The 17462-nt window shown below is 70.0% G+C and carries 12 protein-coding genes; 7 read left to right on the top strand and 5 right to left on the bottom strand.

Annotated elements, in window-relative coordinates; all coding sequences use genetic code 11:
• Positions 1–558: 558 nt before the first annotated feature.
• The gene (locus AC3EO7_RS10075) at positions 559–1329 is read right to left on the bottom strand and encodes a deoxyribonuclease IV (protein ID WP_431967700.1); all 771 of its coding nucleotides are present in this window, start codon (positions 1327–1329) and stop codon (positions 559–561) included.
• A gap of 156 nt (positions 1330–1485) precedes the next feature.
• Here AC3EO7_RS10075 and AC3EO7_RS10070 point away from each other — a divergent pair, with 156 nt between their 5' ends.
• The 4 genes from AC3EO7_RS10070 to AC3EO7_RS10055 all read left to right on the top strand — a co-directional run bounded on the left by AC3EO7_RS10070 (position 1486) and on the right by AC3EO7_RS10055 (position 9294).
• Positions 1486–4401, top strand: coding sequence for a serine/threonine-protein kinase (locus AC3EO7_RS10070; RefSeq protein ID WP_435591048.1), 2916 nt, complete (start codon positions 1486–1488; stop codon positions 4399–4401).
• Between the two features lie 172 nt (positions 4402–4573).
• Positions 4574–6355: a serine/threonine-protein kinase gene (locus AC3EO7_RS10065; RefSeq protein ID WP_435591047.1), complete on the top strand. Its 1782-nt coding sequence runs from the start codon at positions 4574–4576 to the stop codon at positions 6353–6355.
• Positions 6356–6358: 3 nt separating this feature from the next.
• Complete coding sequence (locus AC3EO7_RS10060) at positions 6359–8293, top strand: serine/threonine protein kinase (protein ID WP_431967705.1); 1935 nt, start codon at positions 6359–6361, stop codon at positions 8291–8293.
• 56 nt (positions 8294–8349) lie between these two features.
• Positions 8350–9294 carry a MerR family transcriptional regulator gene (locus AC3EO7_RS10055; protein WP_435591046.1) on the top strand — a complete coding sequence of 315 codons (945 nt, stop codon included), beginning with the start codon at positions 8350–8352 and terminating at the stop codon, positions 9292–9294.
• 145 nt (positions 9295–9439) lie between these two features.
• Here the strand turns inward: AC3EO7_RS10055 and AC3EO7_RS10050 are convergent, their stop codons facing one another.
• From AC3EO7_RS10050 to AC3EO7_RS10035, 4 genes are all read right to left on the bottom strand, one after another.
• Positions 9440–9925 (bottom strand): glutathione peroxidase, encoded by a 486-nt coding sequence (locus tag AC3EO7_RS10050; RefSeq protein WP_435591045.1) that lies wholly within the window; start codon positions 9923–9925, stop codon positions 9440–9442.
• Between the two features lie 116 nt (positions 9926–10041).
• Complete coding sequence (locus tag AC3EO7_RS10045) at positions 10042–11646, bottom strand: succinic semialdehyde dehydrogenase (protein ID WP_435591044.1); 1605 nt, start codon at positions 11644–11646, stop codon at positions 10042–10044.
• A 266-nt stretch (positions 11647–11912) separates the two neighbouring features.
• Positions 11913–12716 carry an SDR family oxidoreductase gene (locus tag AC3EO7_RS10040; protein ID WP_435591043.1) on the bottom strand — a complete coding sequence of 268 codons (804 nt, stop codon included), beginning with the start codon at positions 12714–12716 and terminating at the stop codon, positions 11913–11915.
• The gene (locus tag AC3EO7_RS10035) at positions 12717–13919 is read right to left on the bottom strand and encodes a cytochrome P450 (protein WP_435591042.1); all 1203 of its coding nucleotides are present in this window, start codon (positions 13917–13919) and stop codon (positions 12717–12719) included.
• A 243-nt stretch (positions 13920–14162) separates the two neighbouring features.
• Between AC3EO7_RS10035 and AC3EO7_RS10030 the strand changes: the two genes are divergently transcribed.
• From AC3EO7_RS10030 to AC3EO7_RS10020, 3 genes are read left to right on the top strand one after another with little or no spacing between them, the layout of a single operon-like run.
• Positions 14163–15632 (top strand): aldehyde dehydrogenase, encoded by a 1470-nt coding sequence (locus AC3EO7_RS10030; RefSeq protein WP_435591041.1) that lies wholly within the window; start codon positions 14163–14165, stop codon positions 15630–15632.
• A 50-nt stretch (positions 15633–15682) separates the two neighbouring features.
• Positions 15683–16435: an SDR family oxidoreductase gene (locus AC3EO7_RS10025; RefSeq protein ID WP_431967719.1), complete on the top strand. Its 753-nt coding sequence runs from the start codon at positions 15683–15685 to the stop codon at positions 16433–16435.
• Complete coding sequence (locus AC3EO7_RS10020; RefSeq protein WP_431967721.1) at positions 16432–17301, top strand: NAD(P)-dependent oxidoreductase; 870 nt, start codon at positions 16432–16434, stop codon at positions 17299–17301. Before AC3EO7_RS10025 ends, AC3EO7_RS10020 begins: the two co-directional genes overlap by 4 nt.
• Positions 17302–17462 lie beyond the last annotated feature (161 nt).

The raw sequence follows: 17462 nt of genomic DNA, 5'->3' as shown, positions 1-17462 counted from the left end.
AACGGCGGGAGGTAGGTCGGGTACGGCACTCGGCGTGCCCAGCACCGTTCGGGGAAGCCTGGGTGGGTGAGCGTGATTTGCAGGCAAGCCCCCGAAACCACGTCTGCGAACGCGCCCACCCGCTGAACTGACGAGAGAACGCCCTCCACCCACTCAAAGGAACGCAACCACAGCCGGATGACCACGCTGGAAGTTGCACCCATGCTTACCAACGGCGGGAGGTAAGCCGGGCACGGCACCCGACGTGCCCGGCACTGCTCGGGGAAACCTGGGTGGGCGAGCGTGATTTGCAGGTATGCGGCCGGAACCACGTCCGCGCCCACCCGCTGACCTGACGAGAGAGCGTCGAAGGAGGTGCTGGGCACATGCCGACCCTGGCTCTGCTGGTTCGCGGCATCCGCGAGCGGCAGGAGGAGATGACGGCCCCTGGCCTACTAAGTGCTGGGCCGACCACGCCTCGGCGTCGGGCAGCGGCTAGGAGCGGCCGACCCCTGATCGCGGGAGCCCTGCGATGAGGCACCCCCGACCGTTCAGCCCCACCGCTCGATGAGTCGCAGCTCAGCCCACGTGCTCGCGCAGATAGGCGAGATCCTCGGCGACGCCCTCGGCCGGGGTCTCCAGCACCACCGGCGCGCCCGCATTACGGCACACCTCGGCCAGCAGCTGCGGGTCGATGGTGCCGTCGGCGAAGTTGGCGTGCCGGTCGGCGCCGGAGTTGAACTCGTCGCGCGAGGAGTTCAGGTGCACCAGGTCGATGCGGCCGGTGATGGCCTTGATCCGGTCGACGACGCCGAGCAGTTCCTCGCCGCCCGCCCACGCGTGGCAGGTGTCGAGGCAGAAGCCGGCGCCGTAATCGCCGACCGCGTCCCACAGGCGGGCAATGGAGTCGAAATGCCTGGCCATGGCGTGGTTGCCGCCCGCGGTGTTCTCGATGAGGATCGGCACCGCGAAGCCGCCTTTTTCCTGCTGGCGTTCGAACAGCTTGCGCCAGTTGTCGATTCCGGTCTCCACTTCGGCGTCGGAGCGGACGTGCCCGCCGTGCACGACCAGGCCGAACGCGCCGAGCTCTGCGGCGGCTTTCGCCTGCTGGGCGACCGCGTTGCGGGACGGCATCCGTAGCCGGTTGTTCAGGCTCGCCACGTTGATCTGATAGGAGGAGTGCACCACCACATCGATCGGACTGGCGAGGATCTCCTCGGTCCGCGGATGCGGGACCGGCTTGTCCCAGCTCTGCGGGTCGACGACGAACATCTGGATGACATCGGCGCCGAGTTTCTCACCGAAGCCGATCGGATCGCTGTCGAGCCGGACGTGTGCTCCAATGCGCATGGGGCTCAGCGTAGTGGGCGGCACCGACATCGCGGAGAACCGGCGATCCACCGGCGAATAACCGAGAATCGAAGGACTTGTTGCGCCCACGTGGGTCCGCGAGATACATCGGTAGGATCCACGTGCTCGACCCGATGAGGGGGGTGAATCACCTTGTTGCGTACTGGCGAAATCTTTGCCGGTTACGTCGTCAAGCGCGTGCTGGGTCAAGGCGGCATGGGCACGGTGTATCTGGCCCAGCACCCGCGGTTGCCGCGGATGACCGCCCTGAAGCTGCTCGATCGCGAGCTGTACGGCGATCTCGAGATCAGGGGACGCTTCGAGCGGGAGGCCGATCTGGTCGCCCAGCTCGACCATCCCAATATCGTCACCGTCTACGACCGCGGGGCCGAAGACGAGCAGCTGTGGATCTCCATGCAGTTCGTGCCCGGCTCCGACGCCGCGAGCGCCGACGTGGACGTGCTCGCCGCGGGACGCGCGGTGCAGATCATCGCCGAGACCGCCGCGGCGCTGGACTTCGCGCACGCCAACGGGGTACTGCACCGCGACGTCAAACCGGCCAACATCCTGCTGGCCAAGGCGCCCATCGGACAGCCGGAACGGGTGCTGCTCACCGACTTCGGCATCGCGGGCATGCGCAACGCGGACACCACGCTCACCTCGGCGGGCACCATCACCGCCACGCTGGCGTACGCCGCGCCCGAACAACTCAGCGGGCAGCCGCTCGATCACCGCGCCGACCAGTACTCGCTGGCCTGCACGCTGTTCTGGATGCTCACGGGCAACGTCCCCTTCCCTGGCGCCACGCCCGCCGCGGTGATGAACGGCCATATCGCCGCGCCGGTGCCGTCGCTGTCCCGCAGCCGCCGTGGTCTGCCTGCCGCATTGGACGCGGTGATGGCGCGGGCCCTCGCCAAACGCCCCGCCGACCGCTTCCCGAGCTGCACCGATTTCGCCGTCGCCGCCCGCCGCACCCTCGCGTCCGCCACACCCGCCCCGCATTCGACAACCGGCCCCGTGCCACCCCACACCGGTTTCGCCACCCGCGCCGACGCCACTCCACTGCCGCCCCGCACCGCTTTCGTCCCCGGCGGACGTCCACCGCACGCGCCCGCCCCGCACACCAGCAGCCCTACGCACGTCGCCCCACCGGCACACACCAGCGCGGCTCCGAGCGCCGGGGCCCCGTATCCCGGTGGCCCAACACACACCAGCTCACCGGCGCACACCAACGCGGCGACGCACGGCAGGGCTTCACAGACCAGCGGTCCGCCGCACACCGGCACGCCCACGCACGTCGGCTCGTCGGCACACCCCGGCCTGGCTGCACATGGCGGCGCCCCACAGGCCGGCGGCCCGCCGCACGCCGGTGCGGGCCCGAGCGTCGGGGCCCCGCGGTCCGGTGGCCCTACGCACCCCGGCTCGCCGGTGCATACCGGCGCGGCTGTACACGGCGGGCCCGCACAGACCGGTGGCCCGCCGCACACCGACGTACCGCCGCGTGGCACGGCTGTGCACACCGAAGCGCCAGGGCACACCACGCATGGCGAGGCCTCGCAAGCAGGTGGCTCTTCACGCAACGGCGTGCCGCCGCACCCCGGCGCCGCTGTACACGGCGGGGCCTCGCAGACCAGCGGGCCGTCGCACACGGGCGCGGCTGCGCACGGCGGGGCCACGCAGAACGGAGCACCGCCGCACCCCGGTGTGCCGCCGCGCGGAACGGCTACGCACGCCGAAGCCCCGGGGCAGACCAGCGGCTCACCGCACCCCGGCACACCGACGCACGGCGCGGCTGCGCACGGAGGTGCTGCTCGGCAGACCAGCGGTCCATCGACCAGCACCACACCGCACGTAGGCGCGGACTCGTGGACCGGAATGCCGCCACACACCGGTTTCGTGCCGCCCGCGCACGGCTCGGCACACGAGTCCCGCACATCCACCGCACCCGATCCGTCGCATCCCGGTGTGCCAACTGGTTTTGATCCCGGCCCGCACACCCAGTTCGCGCAGAGCTCCGATGACGTGCGGCGTCCGAGTGCGACCGCGTCTCCATATGCGCCCGCTCCCGAGGGCCGGTCGGCCACAAGCTCCCCGCACGCACCCCAGCAGTCGTATCCCGGTGTGCCGACTCGGTCGAGTGGCGTGCGGCCACCCACCGGATTCGCGCCACGCGCCGAAGGGATGCCGCCGATGAGCGTTCCGCCGCATCCGCATTCGGTTCCGCACACCGGCGCGCACACCCACACTGGCGTGCCGGGGCGCCCCGCTGTTCCGCCTCGGCCAGTGACGAATCAGACCGGGAGCGCACCGCACACGGGCGGGGCTCACGGTGGGACGCTGCCCATGCCTCCCTCGCACCATGCCGGGAATCAGACCGGGAGCGCACCACATACCGGCGCAGCCCACGGTGCGACGCCGCCCTGCCCGCCGTCGCACCACGCCGTGGATCTGACTCGTGGTGGCACGCGGCACGGAACTACCGGGCAACCGGCACCGCCCGGGACCGATCCCTCGCGTCCGGCGGGTGTGCCGCCGACGAGTCCTGAATCCGAGCGTCCGACCGGCCTGCCACCGACGGCGCCCCTGCCGGACGTTTCCTTGCCGACCAGCGGGACCGCGCATACCAACCCTCCGCGCGCTGCCGGAGTGCAGCAGCCGCAGCGGGGTCGGACGGACGCAGATCATTCGGCGTCCGGACGGAACCAGCCTGTGCCGCAGCGGCCGCAGCGGGATTCGACGGGCACCGGCCGTTCGGCGCCCGGATGGAACGAGCCCGTGTCACAGCGGGATTCGACGGGCACCGGTCGTCCGGCATCCGGGCGGAACGAGCCGGTGCCGCCAAGGGATTCGACGGGCACCGGCCGTCCGATCGAGTCCGTGCCACAGCAGGCTTCGACGGGCACCGGTCGCCCGGCGTCCGGGCGGAACGAGCCGATCCCACAACGGCCGACGCGCCGCACGCCACGGCCGATCACGATCGCGCTCCCGGATCGGGTGCGGGGGCGAATTGCGCCCGCCGGGCAGGGGCCGGGAAACGGCCCGCAACCGCCCGAACCACGCCCTCCGCCATAGCTTTTCGCTATGGATGTCGCCTGGCGTACCCCGCCTCCTCGGGCGCCCTGGGGCCGTGCGACTGCTGCTATGGTTTCGATGTTTTCCGTGGTCGGGTAAGCGCTGACCGCGCGTTCTTATGCTTAACGCCTGTTCCCGGTGGGTCCCGGTGCAGGCGGGAATTGGAGCAGACATGCTGGCCAGCGGTGAGGCTTTCGCCGGCTATGTCATCGAACGGCAATTGGGTCGCGGTGGCATGGGTTCGGTGTACCTGGCGAAACATCCGCGGCTGCCGCGGATGACGGCGCTGAAGCTGTTGAACCGGGAATTGTTCTTCGACAAGGAGGTGCGGGCGCGGTTCGAACGGGAGGCGGACCTGGTCGCCCGGCTCGACCACCCCGGCATCGTCACGGTCTACGACCGCGGTCTGGAAGACGAGCAGCTGTGGATCTCGATGCAGTACATCGACGGCATCGACGCCGCCTCGGTGGATCCGAAGACGCTGCCGCCCGAGCGCGCCGTGCAGATCGTCAAGGAGACCGCCGACGCGCTGGACTACGCGCACGGCATGGGCGTGCTGCACCGCGACGTGAAGCCGGCGAACATCCTGCTGGCTCGCTCCACCGGCGGCCGCGGCGAACGCGTCTACCTCACCGATTTCGGCATCGCCCGGCTCCGTGACGACACCGGCCACCTCACTCAGACCGGCACTTTCACCGCCACCCTGGCCTACGCCTCGCCCGAGCAGCTCACCGGCGCCGCGCTCGACCACCGTTCCGATCAGTACTCGCTGGCCTGCGCGCTGTTCTGGCTGTTCACCGGCAGCGGTCCGTTCGCGGCCACCAACCCGGCCCAGGTCATTCAGGGTCACCTGCAGTCGGCGCCGCCCGCGCTGAGCAGCGTGCGCCCCGGGCTGCCGTTCGCGCTGGACGGCGTGCTGGCCAAGGCGATGGCCAAGCGTCCCGACGATCGCTTCGCGAGCTGTTCGGAGTTCGCCGCGGCGGCGCAGGCGGCGCTGTCGGGGCAGAGCGTGCCGTCCATGCCGCTGGTCGGCGGCCCGCGGCCGGTCACCGGTCCGCCGCAACCGATCTCGGGTCCGCATCCGGTCACCGGCGGGCCGATTCCGGTGACCGGCGGGCAGTACCCGGTCGGTCCGACGACCAGCGGTTCGCAGCCGCTGACCGGCCAGCCGATGACCACGCCGCAGGGCGTGATGCCCAACGCGGCCGCTCCGCACCAGCAGACCGGCCCCGCCGCGCAGTACCCGCAGCAGTCCGGGGCGTACGGGTTCGCGCCGCCGCCCGGACCGCCGATGGGCGGGGGACACGCGATGGGCGGCGGCCACCAGCCGCCGCGCAAGTCCAACACCGGACTGATCGCCGCGCTCGCCGTCGGCGTGGTGGTGCTGATCGCCGTGGTCGTCGGCATCGTCGTCGCGGTGAGCAGTAGCTCCTCCTCCGGTGGTGGCGGCACCACGACCACGGCGCCGACGAGCACCTCGAACAGCAAGCGCCCGGTGGCCGCCGACGCCGCCGCGATCAGCAACGAGTTCCCGGGCATGGTTCCGGCGGACAAGGACGGCGACATCGGATACAACGGCGCCACCTGCGGCGCCTACTCGCCGGACCGGCCTTCGGTACCCACCGACGGCACACCGGATTTCGGCAACTGGGCCTATCAGTGGGACTGCTTCGGCGGCGGCAACAACGACGATCCGTTCTTCACCATCTACGTCTACAAGTCGGCCGCCGACGCGCAGGCAGCGCTGAACAACCTGCCGTCGAACGCCGCCAAGTCGACCGACAGCAACGGCGGAAAGTCCTACACCAACTACAAATTCGACAACAGCGGCCCGAAGATGGTCACCGTCTTCACCGGCGACCCGGACCGTGCGCAGTTCCTGATGTACACCGACGGCATCGTCGGCACCATCGACGAGGTGCTGCGCTGGTGGCGGTCGGCGCCGCTGAACTGACGCATGCTGGACAACGGAGCGGTTTTCGCCGGGTACACCGTCGAACGCCTCCTCGGGCGCGGGGGCATGGGATCGGTGTATCTGGCGCGGCATCCGCGATTGCCGCGATGGACGGCCTTGAAGCTGCTCAATCGAGAGCTGTTCTTCGACACCGAGATTCGGGCCCGGTTCGAGCGGGAGGCCGATCTGGTCGCCCAGCTCGACCACCCGAATATCGTCACCGTGTTCGACCGCGGTGTCGAAGGCGAGCAGCTGTGGATCTCCATGCAGTACGTCGAGGGTGTCGATGCGGCGTCGCTGGACGCCCACGTGCTGCCGCCGCAGCGCGCGGTGCAGATCGTCGCCGAGACCGCCAAGGCGCTCGACTTCGCGCACGGCAAGGGCGTGCTGCACCGGGATGTGAAGCCCGCCAACATCCTGCTGGAGCGGGCCGAGGGCGGGCTGGAGCGGGTGTTCCTCACCGACTTCGGCATCGCCCGTTTCCGTGACGACACCGGCAAACTGACCCAGACCGGAACCTTCACCGCCACCCTGGCTTTCGCCTCGCCCGAGCAGCTCTCCGGCGCGGTGCTCGATCACCGCTCGGACCAGTATTCGTTGGCGTGCAGCCTGTTTCGTATGCTGACCGGAACCGTGCCGTTCGAGGCGAGTAATCCGGTCGCGGTCATCCAGGGGCACATGCAACAGCCGCCGCCGCGGTTGAGCACCGTCCGGCCCGGTCTGCCGCCCGCCCTGGACGCGGTGCTGTTGCGCGCGCTCGCCAAGCGTCCGGACGACCGCTTCGGCTCGTGCGCGGAGTTCGCCGAGGCGGCGCGGCGGGCGTTCACCGAACCGGCGTCCGGTCCTTTCCCGCTGGCGGACAACGGTTTCGGCAACGGCTCCGGCGCGTGGCCGCAGGCGGCGCCGCCGCAGTGGTCGCCGCCGCGTCCGGCCCCGCCGACGACGCCCGGCTACCCGACTCCGCCCGTGGCCTCGGGACCCGCGCCCGCCACCGGTCCCGGGTATCGCACGGCCCCCGGCACCCACGGCCAAGGGGCCTCGCCCGGCGTGCCGGGCGAGCAGGGGTCCTGGCAGGAGTATCCGCCGCGGTCCTCCGCGTTCGTTTCCGGTGCGGACGCGCTCGGCGCTCAGCAGCCGTCGCGCGCGCACAGCGGCGCGATCCACGCACCGGGTTCTGCTGGGGCGCAGGCGCATTCGAACCGCTCGGGCGGCCACGCCGCGCAACAGCACGGCCGCGGACCCACGCCGTCCCGCCGATCGCGCCGCACAGCGGTGATCGGCACTGCCGTGGGCGCCGCGCTCGCGATTCTCGCCGTCACCGCGCTGGTCGTCGACCGTGGGTCCGAGCCGGGCAGCTCGGCCGCACCGTCGAGCACCGTCGAGCCGTCGCCGTCCACACAACGCCCCGCGAAGACCACCGCGGCGCCGACCACCTCGAAGAAACACGACGAGTCCGGCTCTCTCGTGGACGACATCGACTTGATCAGCAAGGCATTTCCCGGCATGACCCCCGAGGTGGACAAGGACAACGTCGTGCACACCGGCCCCGGTCACAACGGGTCCACCTGCTTCGCCAAACCGGAGGGTTCGGCGAACGCGATGGACGCGGGCGCACCGGATTTCGGCAACTTCACCGCGTACTGGTACTGCTTCGGCGGCCCGAACAAGGCCAGCTACGAGCTGTTCGTCTACCGCTCGCCCGAGGACGTGCAGGCCGCCGTCGGCTCGCTGCCCGGCCACACCCGCTCCACCGCTCAGCACGGCCGCGAGACCTACACGAACTATCTGCTCGACGGCCACCCCGCCGCCAAGCGGCCCCGCATGATCACCGTGTTCACCAGCGCCAAGAAGCGGGAGAACTTCCTGATGTACAGCGTCGGATTCATCGCCACCCAGGAGGAATTCATGGACTGGTGGCACACCGCGCCGCTGAGTTGACCGCGTCGAATCCTGGGCTTGCCTCTCCACCGAGGGGAGACGCCAGGCTGTCGGACATGGACGACGACACGCTCCTCTCGATCGGCGCGGTGGCGCGACGCACCGGCTTGACGGTCAAGACCATCCGCTTCTACGCCGACCGGGGGATCGTCGCGCCGTCCGCCATCGGCCCGAACGGCTTCCGCCGCTACGACTCCGACGCGATCGCCCGCCTGGAACTGGTCCGCACCCTGCGCGCCCTCGGCCTCGACCTGGACACCGTGCGCCAGGTACTGGCGCGGGAACGCACCGTGTCCGAGGTGGCGGCGGCCCATGCCGACGCCGTCGACCTCCAGATCCGGATCCTGCGGCAGCGGCGGGCGGTGTTGCGCGCGGTCGCGCAGCGGGCCACCGACACCGAGGAGATGAACACCATGCACCGACTGGCCACGCTCACCGACGCCGAGCGCCGCAGGATCATCCATGACTTTGTCGACGACGCCTTCGGCGGTGTCGACGCGAATCCAGAGCTCGTCGAACTGCTCCGCGCGACGGTGCCCGATCTGCCGGAAGACCCCGCGCCCGAACAGGTTCGGGCCTGGATGGAACTGGCGGAACTTGCCCAGGACGAGGATTTCCGTGCTGCTGTGCGTCGGATGGCCGAGTACCAGGCTCGCGAGCGCGCGAACGGCGACACCACCGGACTGCACCACGAGCTGACCGAGGCCGTCCGCGACCTTGTCGGCGCGGCGCTTGCCGCGGGCACGGCTCCGGACGGGCCCGGGGCGGCCGAGGTGGTCGACGAGCTGACCGCGCGCTACGCCCGCACCTTCGGCCGCGCCGACGACGCCGCCCTGCGCCGCTGGCTCCTGGAGCGGCTGACGATCGCCAATGACGCACGGGTGGAGCGGTATTGGCGGCTTGTCGCCGCCGTCAACGGGTGGCCCGCACCGCAGGAACTCGCCGAGATCTTCGACTGGTTCACGGCGGCGTTGAGAACTGTATCAGCGACTCGCCCCTAGAGAGCTTGTCAGCGACTCGTCGCCAGAGAAGCTGTGTGTCAGCGACTCGTCGCGAGCGCAGCGGCATCGGCGACTCGTCGCCTGCGTCCCTGACCAGATCCGATGAGGTGCGCAGCCCGCGAAAGCGGGCCGCGCGCAACAGGTTCTAGAGCGCCGCTTCGATGGCCGAAACGACGGTCGGGTCTTCGGGTTTCATGGTAGGGCGGAACCGTGCCGCCACCTTGCCGTCCCGGTCGATGAGGAACTTCTCGAAGTTCCACTGGATGTCGCCCGCCGCGCCCTCGGCGTCGGCGGTCTCGACCAGCTCCTGGTAGAGCGGGTGTCGGTTCTCGCCGTTCACCTCGGCCTTCTCCAGCAGCGGGAAGTCGACGCCGTAGGTGGTGGAGCAGAACTCCTGGATCTCCTCGGCCGAACCGGGTTCCTGGCCCATGAACTGGTTGCACGGCACGCCGATCACGGTGAACCCGCGCCCGCCGTACGTCCGCTGCAGGTCGACCAGCGCCGAGTACTGCGGTGTCAGACCGCATTTGGACGCCACGTTGACCAGCAGCACCGCCTTGTCACCGGCCAGCTCGGCCAGCGTCGTCGGCGCACCGGTCAGGGTCTGTAGCGGAATATCCCGAATGCTCACTCGTCTCGCACCTGCCAATTCTGTGATTCGGTGGGTCCACCCCGAGCGCCACGCTACCGGATCGGCGCGGCGGACGACCCCGGCGTACAGGGTCGTCCGGCGCGGCCGGGTCCGGGTCAGCGCAGCCGCGTTCGCCGCATCAACCGCAGTGTGGTGAGGGTGGTCTTGACCTGGTTCTCGTAGGGCATTCCGGCGCGGGCGGCCAGGACCTGGCGTTTCACCACGCCGATGTTCACCGTGTCGGTGTACTTCAGCAAGCCCTGGTCGCCGTGCCTGGTGCCGACCCCGGACTGCTTCACCCCGCCCGACGGCGTGGCCTTGGCGGCGTAGGTGGTGACGAAGCCGTCGTTGACATTGATATTGCCCGACTCGAGCCGGCCCGCGATCCGCCTGCCCCTGGCCAGATCGCCCGTCCACACGCTGGCGTTGAGCCCGTAGTCGGTGTCGTTGGCGAGGCGGACGGCCTCGGCTTCGTCGCGGAACAGATATACGCTCACCACCGGTCCGAAGGTCTCCGCCTTCGCGTGGGCCATCTCGGGTGTGACGCCGGTCAACACGGTCGGCTCGTAGAAGGCCGGTCCGATGTCGGGGCGGGCCCGGCCGCCGGTGTGCACGGTCGCGCCCTTGGCGCGCGCGTCCGCCACGTGCTCGGCCACCCTGGCCAGCTGGTCGGCCGAGACGAGGGAGCCGAATTCCGGCGCGTAGTCGTAGGCGGCGCCGATCTTGGATCCGAGATCCTCGGCCGCGGCGACCAGGCGGCGCAGGAATTCGTCGTGGATCCGCTCGTGCACGTAAATCCGCTCGATGTGCATACAAGCCTGGCCGGAGTTGGCGAATACCGCGAAGACCGCGCCCGCGACCGCCTCGTCGAGATTCGCGTCGTCCAGCACGATCATCGGATTCTTGCCGCCCAGCTCGAGGCTGCATCCGATGAGGTGGCGGCCCGCCTGCTCGCCGACCACCCGCCCGGTGGCGGTGGAACCGGTGAACATGACGAAATCGGAGCCGCCGATCAGCGTGGGCCCGACGTCGGGGCCGGTGCCGCAGACGACCTGGAACAGCCCGCGCGGCAAGCCCGCCCGATACAGCAGTTCGACGCCGAACAGCGCGCACAGCGCGGTCTTGTTGTCCGGCTTGAGCACCACGGCGTTGCCCGCGATGAGGGCGGGCACCGAATCGGAGAGCGCGATGGCGAAGGGGAAGTTCCACGGCGCGATCACCGCGACCGCGCCCTTGGGCCGGTGCTCCTCGAACGAGGTGGTCACCAGCGGGATCGGGCCGCCGCGCCGCCGTGGCCGCAGCACCCGGCGCGCGGTCTTCAGGTAGTGGCTGATGACCATCGGCACGTCGCAGGATTCCTCGAGTGCCATGCGCCGGGTCTTGCCGCAGCCGATCTGGATGAGGTCGGCGATCGTCTCGCCCTCCCGCAGGATCAGCTCGTGCGCCCGCTCGAACACCGCGAGCCTGCGGCGCAACGGCCAGCTCGCCCACTCCCGCTGCGCCGCACGGGCGACGGCGAAGGCCTCGGTGATGTCCTCGGGCCGGGATTGCGGCAGGTCGCCGACGTGGGCTCCGGTGTAGACCTCGGTCATCGGGAACGGCGCGCGGCCGTGCGCGCCGGACTCGGCGGCGACCATGCCGGTCAGTCGCGCGATCAGCTCCGCGGTGATCCGGGGCGGCAGAGTCGCCGTCGTCCGGTCCGTGGCGTGGGTAGTGCTCATGCCTGCACCTCGCTGACGCTCGGTTCCGGCATGCGCGATGCGCGCTGGCACATGAATCGCTCACTTCGTTCGCTCATCGGGTGTCTCCAAGGCGTGCGATTGCGACGCGCGCCCGCGGTGCGTCGGGCGCGTCCCTCGGTATGGAATTAGAACACGTTACTATTGTCTCACGCAGGGTTCTTCGTGATCGGGCAGCGGCGCTGCAATGTTGGCGCGGCGGCGCTGGGAATTCGGCGCGGCGGCGCTCGGAATTCGGCGCGGCGGCGCTAGGGGTTGGGCTCTGTAGCGCTCGGCATCGGACGCAGCGGCGCCTCGGGCTGCACCTCGACGAGCACCAGGTGCGCCCCGCGTGGCGCCGACACCACGGCCAGCACCGCCGCCGCGAGATCGCTCGCTCGCAGCATGTGCGGGTGTCTTGCGAACCCCCACACCTTCCAGTCCTCGAGCAGTGGTCCGACGACCTCCGGTGTGGAGTTCATGCCCATGTTGGTCAGCGTCGGGCCGGGTCGCACCACCGAGGCTCGAATGCCGGTGCCCTCCAACTCCATTCGCAACTGCACCGCCATCGCCTCCAGCCCGGCCTTGGCCGCGCTGTACGCGCCGGTGCGCGGCCTGGGCTCGGGCGCGCAGTCGGACCCGATGAGCACCACGTCACCGCGCCGCCTGGCGAGCATGCCGGGCAGCACGCGGTGCACCAGCCGCTGCGCACCGACCAGGTGCACCTCGACCTGGCGCAGGAATCGTTCCGGATCCATCTCCTGCACCAGCGAGAATTCGATGTCGCCCGCGCCGGACACCAGGATCTCGAGTGGGCCGAGTTCGCGCTCGGCCGCGGTGACGAACTCGTCGACCGAATCCGCGTCGGTGACGTCGAGCCGGTGGGCGAAGGCGGTGCCGCCGTCGGCGCGAATCTTGGCCGCGAGTTCTTCGCAGAGATCGACGCGCCGCGCGCCGAGCGCGACCGGATGACCGAGCTCGGCGAGCGCGAGCGCGGTCGCGGCGCCGATGCCGGAGGACGCGCCCGCGATCAGCGAGGGCCTGCGGGCAGGGTGGGGTTCGTAACGGGGCATCTAGCTCTCCACTACTAGGGGAAGGGCGGCGAAGCCGCGGACGTTGGTCGAGTGCACGCGCACGATGCCGCTGTCGAGGACGCGGTAGGCGGGTACCCGGGCGGCGAATTCGCGAAGCGCCACAACGGCTTCCAGACGCGCCAGGTGCGCGCCGAGGCAGAAGTGCACGCCCGCACCGAAACTGGCGAGCTTGCCCTTGTCCGGCCGGTCGATGCGGTAGGTGTCGGCGTCGTCGAAGGCCGCGGAATCGCGGTTGGCCGAACCGATCAGCAGCAGCACCTTCGCGCCCGCCGGGATCGTCGCGCCGTGGTAGTCGAGATCGACGACGGCGGTGCGGGCCACGATCTGGCTGGAGGTGTCATAGCGCAGCGTCTCCTCCACCCAGTCCGGCACCAAGTCGGGCTCGGCCGCCACCTTCGCGTATTCGCCGGGATGGCGTGCCGCCCAGTACAGCGCGTTGCCGAGCAGTTTGGTGGTGGTCTCGTTGCCCGCCACCACCATCAGGAACATGAAGCCGATGATTTCCTGATCGCTGAGCCGATCGCCGTCCATGTCGGCGTCGAGCAACGCGGAGACCAGATCGTCGCCTGGTGCGCTGCGGCGCTCGGCGACCAGGTCGGTGTAGTACCCGAACAGCTCGAGCGAGGCGTCCACCGCGGCCATCGGCACGTCGAGCACGCCGTCTTCGCGGTGCACGACGAGATCGGCGAGGCGGCGGATCTCGGCGCGGTCCTGTTCGGGGACGCCCATCAGCTCCGAGATCACGTCCATCGGCAGCTTGCCCGCGAAATCCTCGATCCAGTCGAAGGTTTCGCGCGCCAGCGCGGGCTCCAGATAGCCGAGGGTGATCTCGCGGATGCGGTCTTCCATCTCCGCGACCCGGCGCGGGGTGAAACCCTTGTAGACCAGCTTGCGCATCCGCATGTGCCGGGGGTCGTCCATGGCGAGGAAGGACATCACCCGGTGTGCGTGCGGGCCCCATGCGGCCGGGTCCAGCGAGACGCCGTTGGCGCTGGAGAGCCGGGCCGCATCGCGGAATCCGGCGGTCACGTCGGCGTGCCGGGAGAGCGCCCAGAAGTCCAGGTCGGGATTGTGATAGAGCGGCGCCTCGGTCCGCAGCCGCCGGTAGGTGGGGTACGGATCTTCGTGGAAGCGGTAGTCGTACGGGTCGAAGGTCAGCGGTTCCAGCGAGGCCGGCGTCATGGTGATCTCCGATTGATCCGTAACGAGTTCTCGCGCTGGACAGAGCTGAGCGCCGTCCGCGAAGACACATAGCTGGACATGTGTCTGGACAGTACCAGCGCTCGCATATCGAGACAACGGATCGGTGACATTCAAGGTCCGATCCCGCACCTGTCCGGTCGTTGATAGTGAAACATGTTCTTGCGTGCCAGAGTGCGACTGGACTATATTCCGTACACCTGTCCAGACAGTATCGGAGCCACCATGAGCAGTCTCCTGCCCGCCGACGGTGCGCGTCTGTTGATCGACGGCAAGCTCCGCCAGGGCGGCGACGGCGTGTTCGAGACGGTGAATCCCGCGACCGAGGAGGTCGTCGGAGTCGCCGCGAACGCGGACGCCGCCGATATGGACGCCGCGATCGCCGCCGCGCGCACCGCGTTCGACGACACCGCGTGGTCCCGTGACCACGCCTTCCGCGCTCGCTGCCTGGAACAGCTGCGGGTCGCGTTGCAGGGCGAGGTCGAGGCGCTGCGCGAAATCACCGTCGCCGAGGCGGGCGCCCCCGTCATGCTCACCAGGGGTCCGCAGTTGGAAGGGCCGATCGCGGATCTGGCGTTCGCGGCAGGGCTGGCCGAGAACTACGAGTGGGAAACGGATCTCGGCGTCGCGGCGCCGATGGGCATCAAGACGCGCCGGACACTGCGCCGCGAACCGGTCGGCGTGGTGGGCGCGATCATTCCGTGGAACTTCCCGCACCAGATCGGTTTCGCCAAGCTGGGTCCCGCGCTCGCGGCGGGAAACACGGTGGTGCTCAAGCCCGCTCCCGATACGCCGTGGTGCGCGGCGGCGGTCGGCGCGATCATCGCCGAACAGACCGACATCCCGCCCGGCGTGGTGAACATCGTGACCTCGTCCGATCATGGTCTGGGCGCGCGCCTTTCGGTGGACCCGCGGGTGGATCTGATCAGCTTTACCGGTTCGACGCAGACCGGCAGGCTGGTGATGGCCGCCGCCGCGCCCACACTGAAGAAGACCTTCCTCGAGCTGGGCGGCAAGTCCGCGTTCATCGTGCTCGACGACGCCGATCTCGCCGGAGCCGTTGGCGTCGCGGCGTTTTCGGTGTGCGTCCATGCCGGACAGGGGTGCGCGCTCACCACCCGGCTGCTGGTGCCGCGCGCGGCCTACGACGAGGCGGTGCAGGTGGCCGCCGCCGCCATGGGCCGGATGAAGCCGGGCGATCCCACCGATCCCGGCACCGTCTGCGGGCCGCTCATCTCGCGTCGCCAACGTGATCGGGTGCTCGGCTACCTGGACACGGCGCGGGCCGAGGGCGGGCGGATCGTGGTCGGCGGCGGCAGGCCCGCGGGCCGGGAGCGCGGCTGGTTCGTCGAGCCGACGCTGATCGCCGACCTGCCCAACAGCGCGACCGTCGCGCGCGAGGAGATCTTCGGACCGGTGCTGGTGATCATCCCGCACGACGGCGACGAGGACGCCATCCGCATCGCCAACGATTCCCCCTACGGGTTGTCCGGCTCGGTGTGGGGCGTCGATCCCGAGCGGATCCGGCGCGTCACCGAGGGCGTGCGCACCGGCACGCTCAGCGTCAACGGCGGCGTCTGGTACTCCGCCGACGCGCCGTTCGGCGGCTACAAGCAGTCCGGCATCGGCCGCGAGATGGGCGTGGCCGGCTTCGAGGAATACCTGGAAACCAAGCTGATCGCCGCCGCGGGCTGAAACCCGCCGGACCGCAATCCGATCGGCAGAGATGTGGAGGAGCCGACCCCATGGGGCGATTCACAGGAAGATCCGTCATCGTCACCGGCGCCGCGCAGGGCATCGGCGCGGCCTACGCCAAGGCGCTCGCGGAGGAGGGCGCGAAAGTCGTTGTGGCCGACCGTAATGTCGAGCGCGGCAAGACCGTCGCCGCCGAGATCGCGGCGGCGGGCGGCACCGCGGTGTTCGGCGAGGTCGACGTCGCCGAACCCGAATCCGCCACGGCGCTGGCCGAATTCACCGTCGGCGAGTTCGGCGCGATCAACCACCTGGTCAACAACGCCGCCATCTACGGCGAGATGAAACTCGACCTCCTGCTCACCGTGCCGTGGGACTACTACAAGAAGTTCATGTCGGTGAACATGGACGGCGCACTCAACATGACCAGGGCCGTGTTCCAGCACCTGGTGCGCGCGGGCGGCGGGTCGATCGTCAACCAGTCGTCCACCGCCGCCTGGGTGTACTCCGGCTTCTACGGCCTGGCCAAGGTCGGCGTCAACGGACTCACCCAGCAACTGGCCTTCGAACTGGGCGCTTCGAAGATCCGGATCAATGCCATCGCGCCGGGGCCCATCGACACCGAGGCGACCAAGACGGTGACGCCGGGCGTCATCGTGGACGACATGATCAAGCGGCTGCCGCTCAAACGCATGGGCACGCCGCAGGATCTCGTCGGCGCCTGCCTGTACCTGCTCTCCGACGACGCGGCGTGGGTCACCGGGCAGATCTTCAATGTCGACGGCGGACAGATCTTCCGCTCATGAACGCACCGCTACGCGTGGGATTCATCGGTCTCGGCAATATGGGCGCGCCGATGGCCCACCGGCTGCTGACCTGGCCGGGCGGGCTCACGGTGTGCGACACCAGGCCCGAGGCGGTGCAGCCGTTCGCCGAAGCGGGTGCGGCGGTGGCGGATTCGATCGCGCGGGTCGCCGCGGCGGCCGACGTCGTCTCCGTCGCGGTGCTGGACGACGCGCAGGTGCGCGCCGTGGTCACCGAGTTGTCGGGCGTCGCCGCGCCGGGAACCGTGATCGCGGTGCACTCCACGATCGCCGACCGGACGGCCGAGGAGCTGTCGGTCACCTGCGCCGAGCGCGGGCTCGACCTGGTCGACGCGCCCATCAGCGGCGGCGCGCCCGGCGCGAAACTGGGTCGGCTCGCGGTCATGGTCGGCGGTAGCGCGGCGGCCTTCGAGCGGGTGCGCGAGCCCTTCGGCTGCTTCGCCGACCTCGTCGTGCACGCGGGAGAGGTCGGCGCGGGGACGCGAATGAAGCTGGCGCGCAACCTCTTGCATTTCGTCGCCTTCAGCGCGGCGACCGAGGCGCAACGGCTCGCCGAGGCCGCGGGACTCGACATCACGACGCTGGGCAAGATCGTCCGGCACTCCGACGCGGTCACCGGCGGCCCCGGCGCCATCATGCTGCGCGATCGCACCGCGCCGATCGAACCGGACGATTTCTGGCTGCCCATCCTGGCCCACGTACGTGACCTCGGCGAGAAGGATCTCGGCCTGGCGCTCGAACTCGGCGACCGGCTGGATCTCGACTTGCCGCTGGCCCGCCTGGCGCTCGAGCGCCTCGGACCCGGTCTCGGCGTCGGCGGCAACACCTTCGAAAGGCGGAATTCATGAGCGAACGAAGTGAGCGATTCATGTGCCAGTGCGCTTCGCGCATGCCGGAACCGAGCGCCAGCGAGGTGCAGGCATGAGCGAACGTAGTGAGCGAATCGTGTGCCAGTGCGCTTCGCGCATGCCGGAGCCGAGCGTCAGCGAGGTGCAGGCATGAGCGAACG

This window comes from Nocardia sp. bgisy118, from assembly GCF_057708605.1.
Note: the sequence above shows the minus strand (reverse complement) of the source record. Positions and strands in the feature narration are given on the sequence as shown.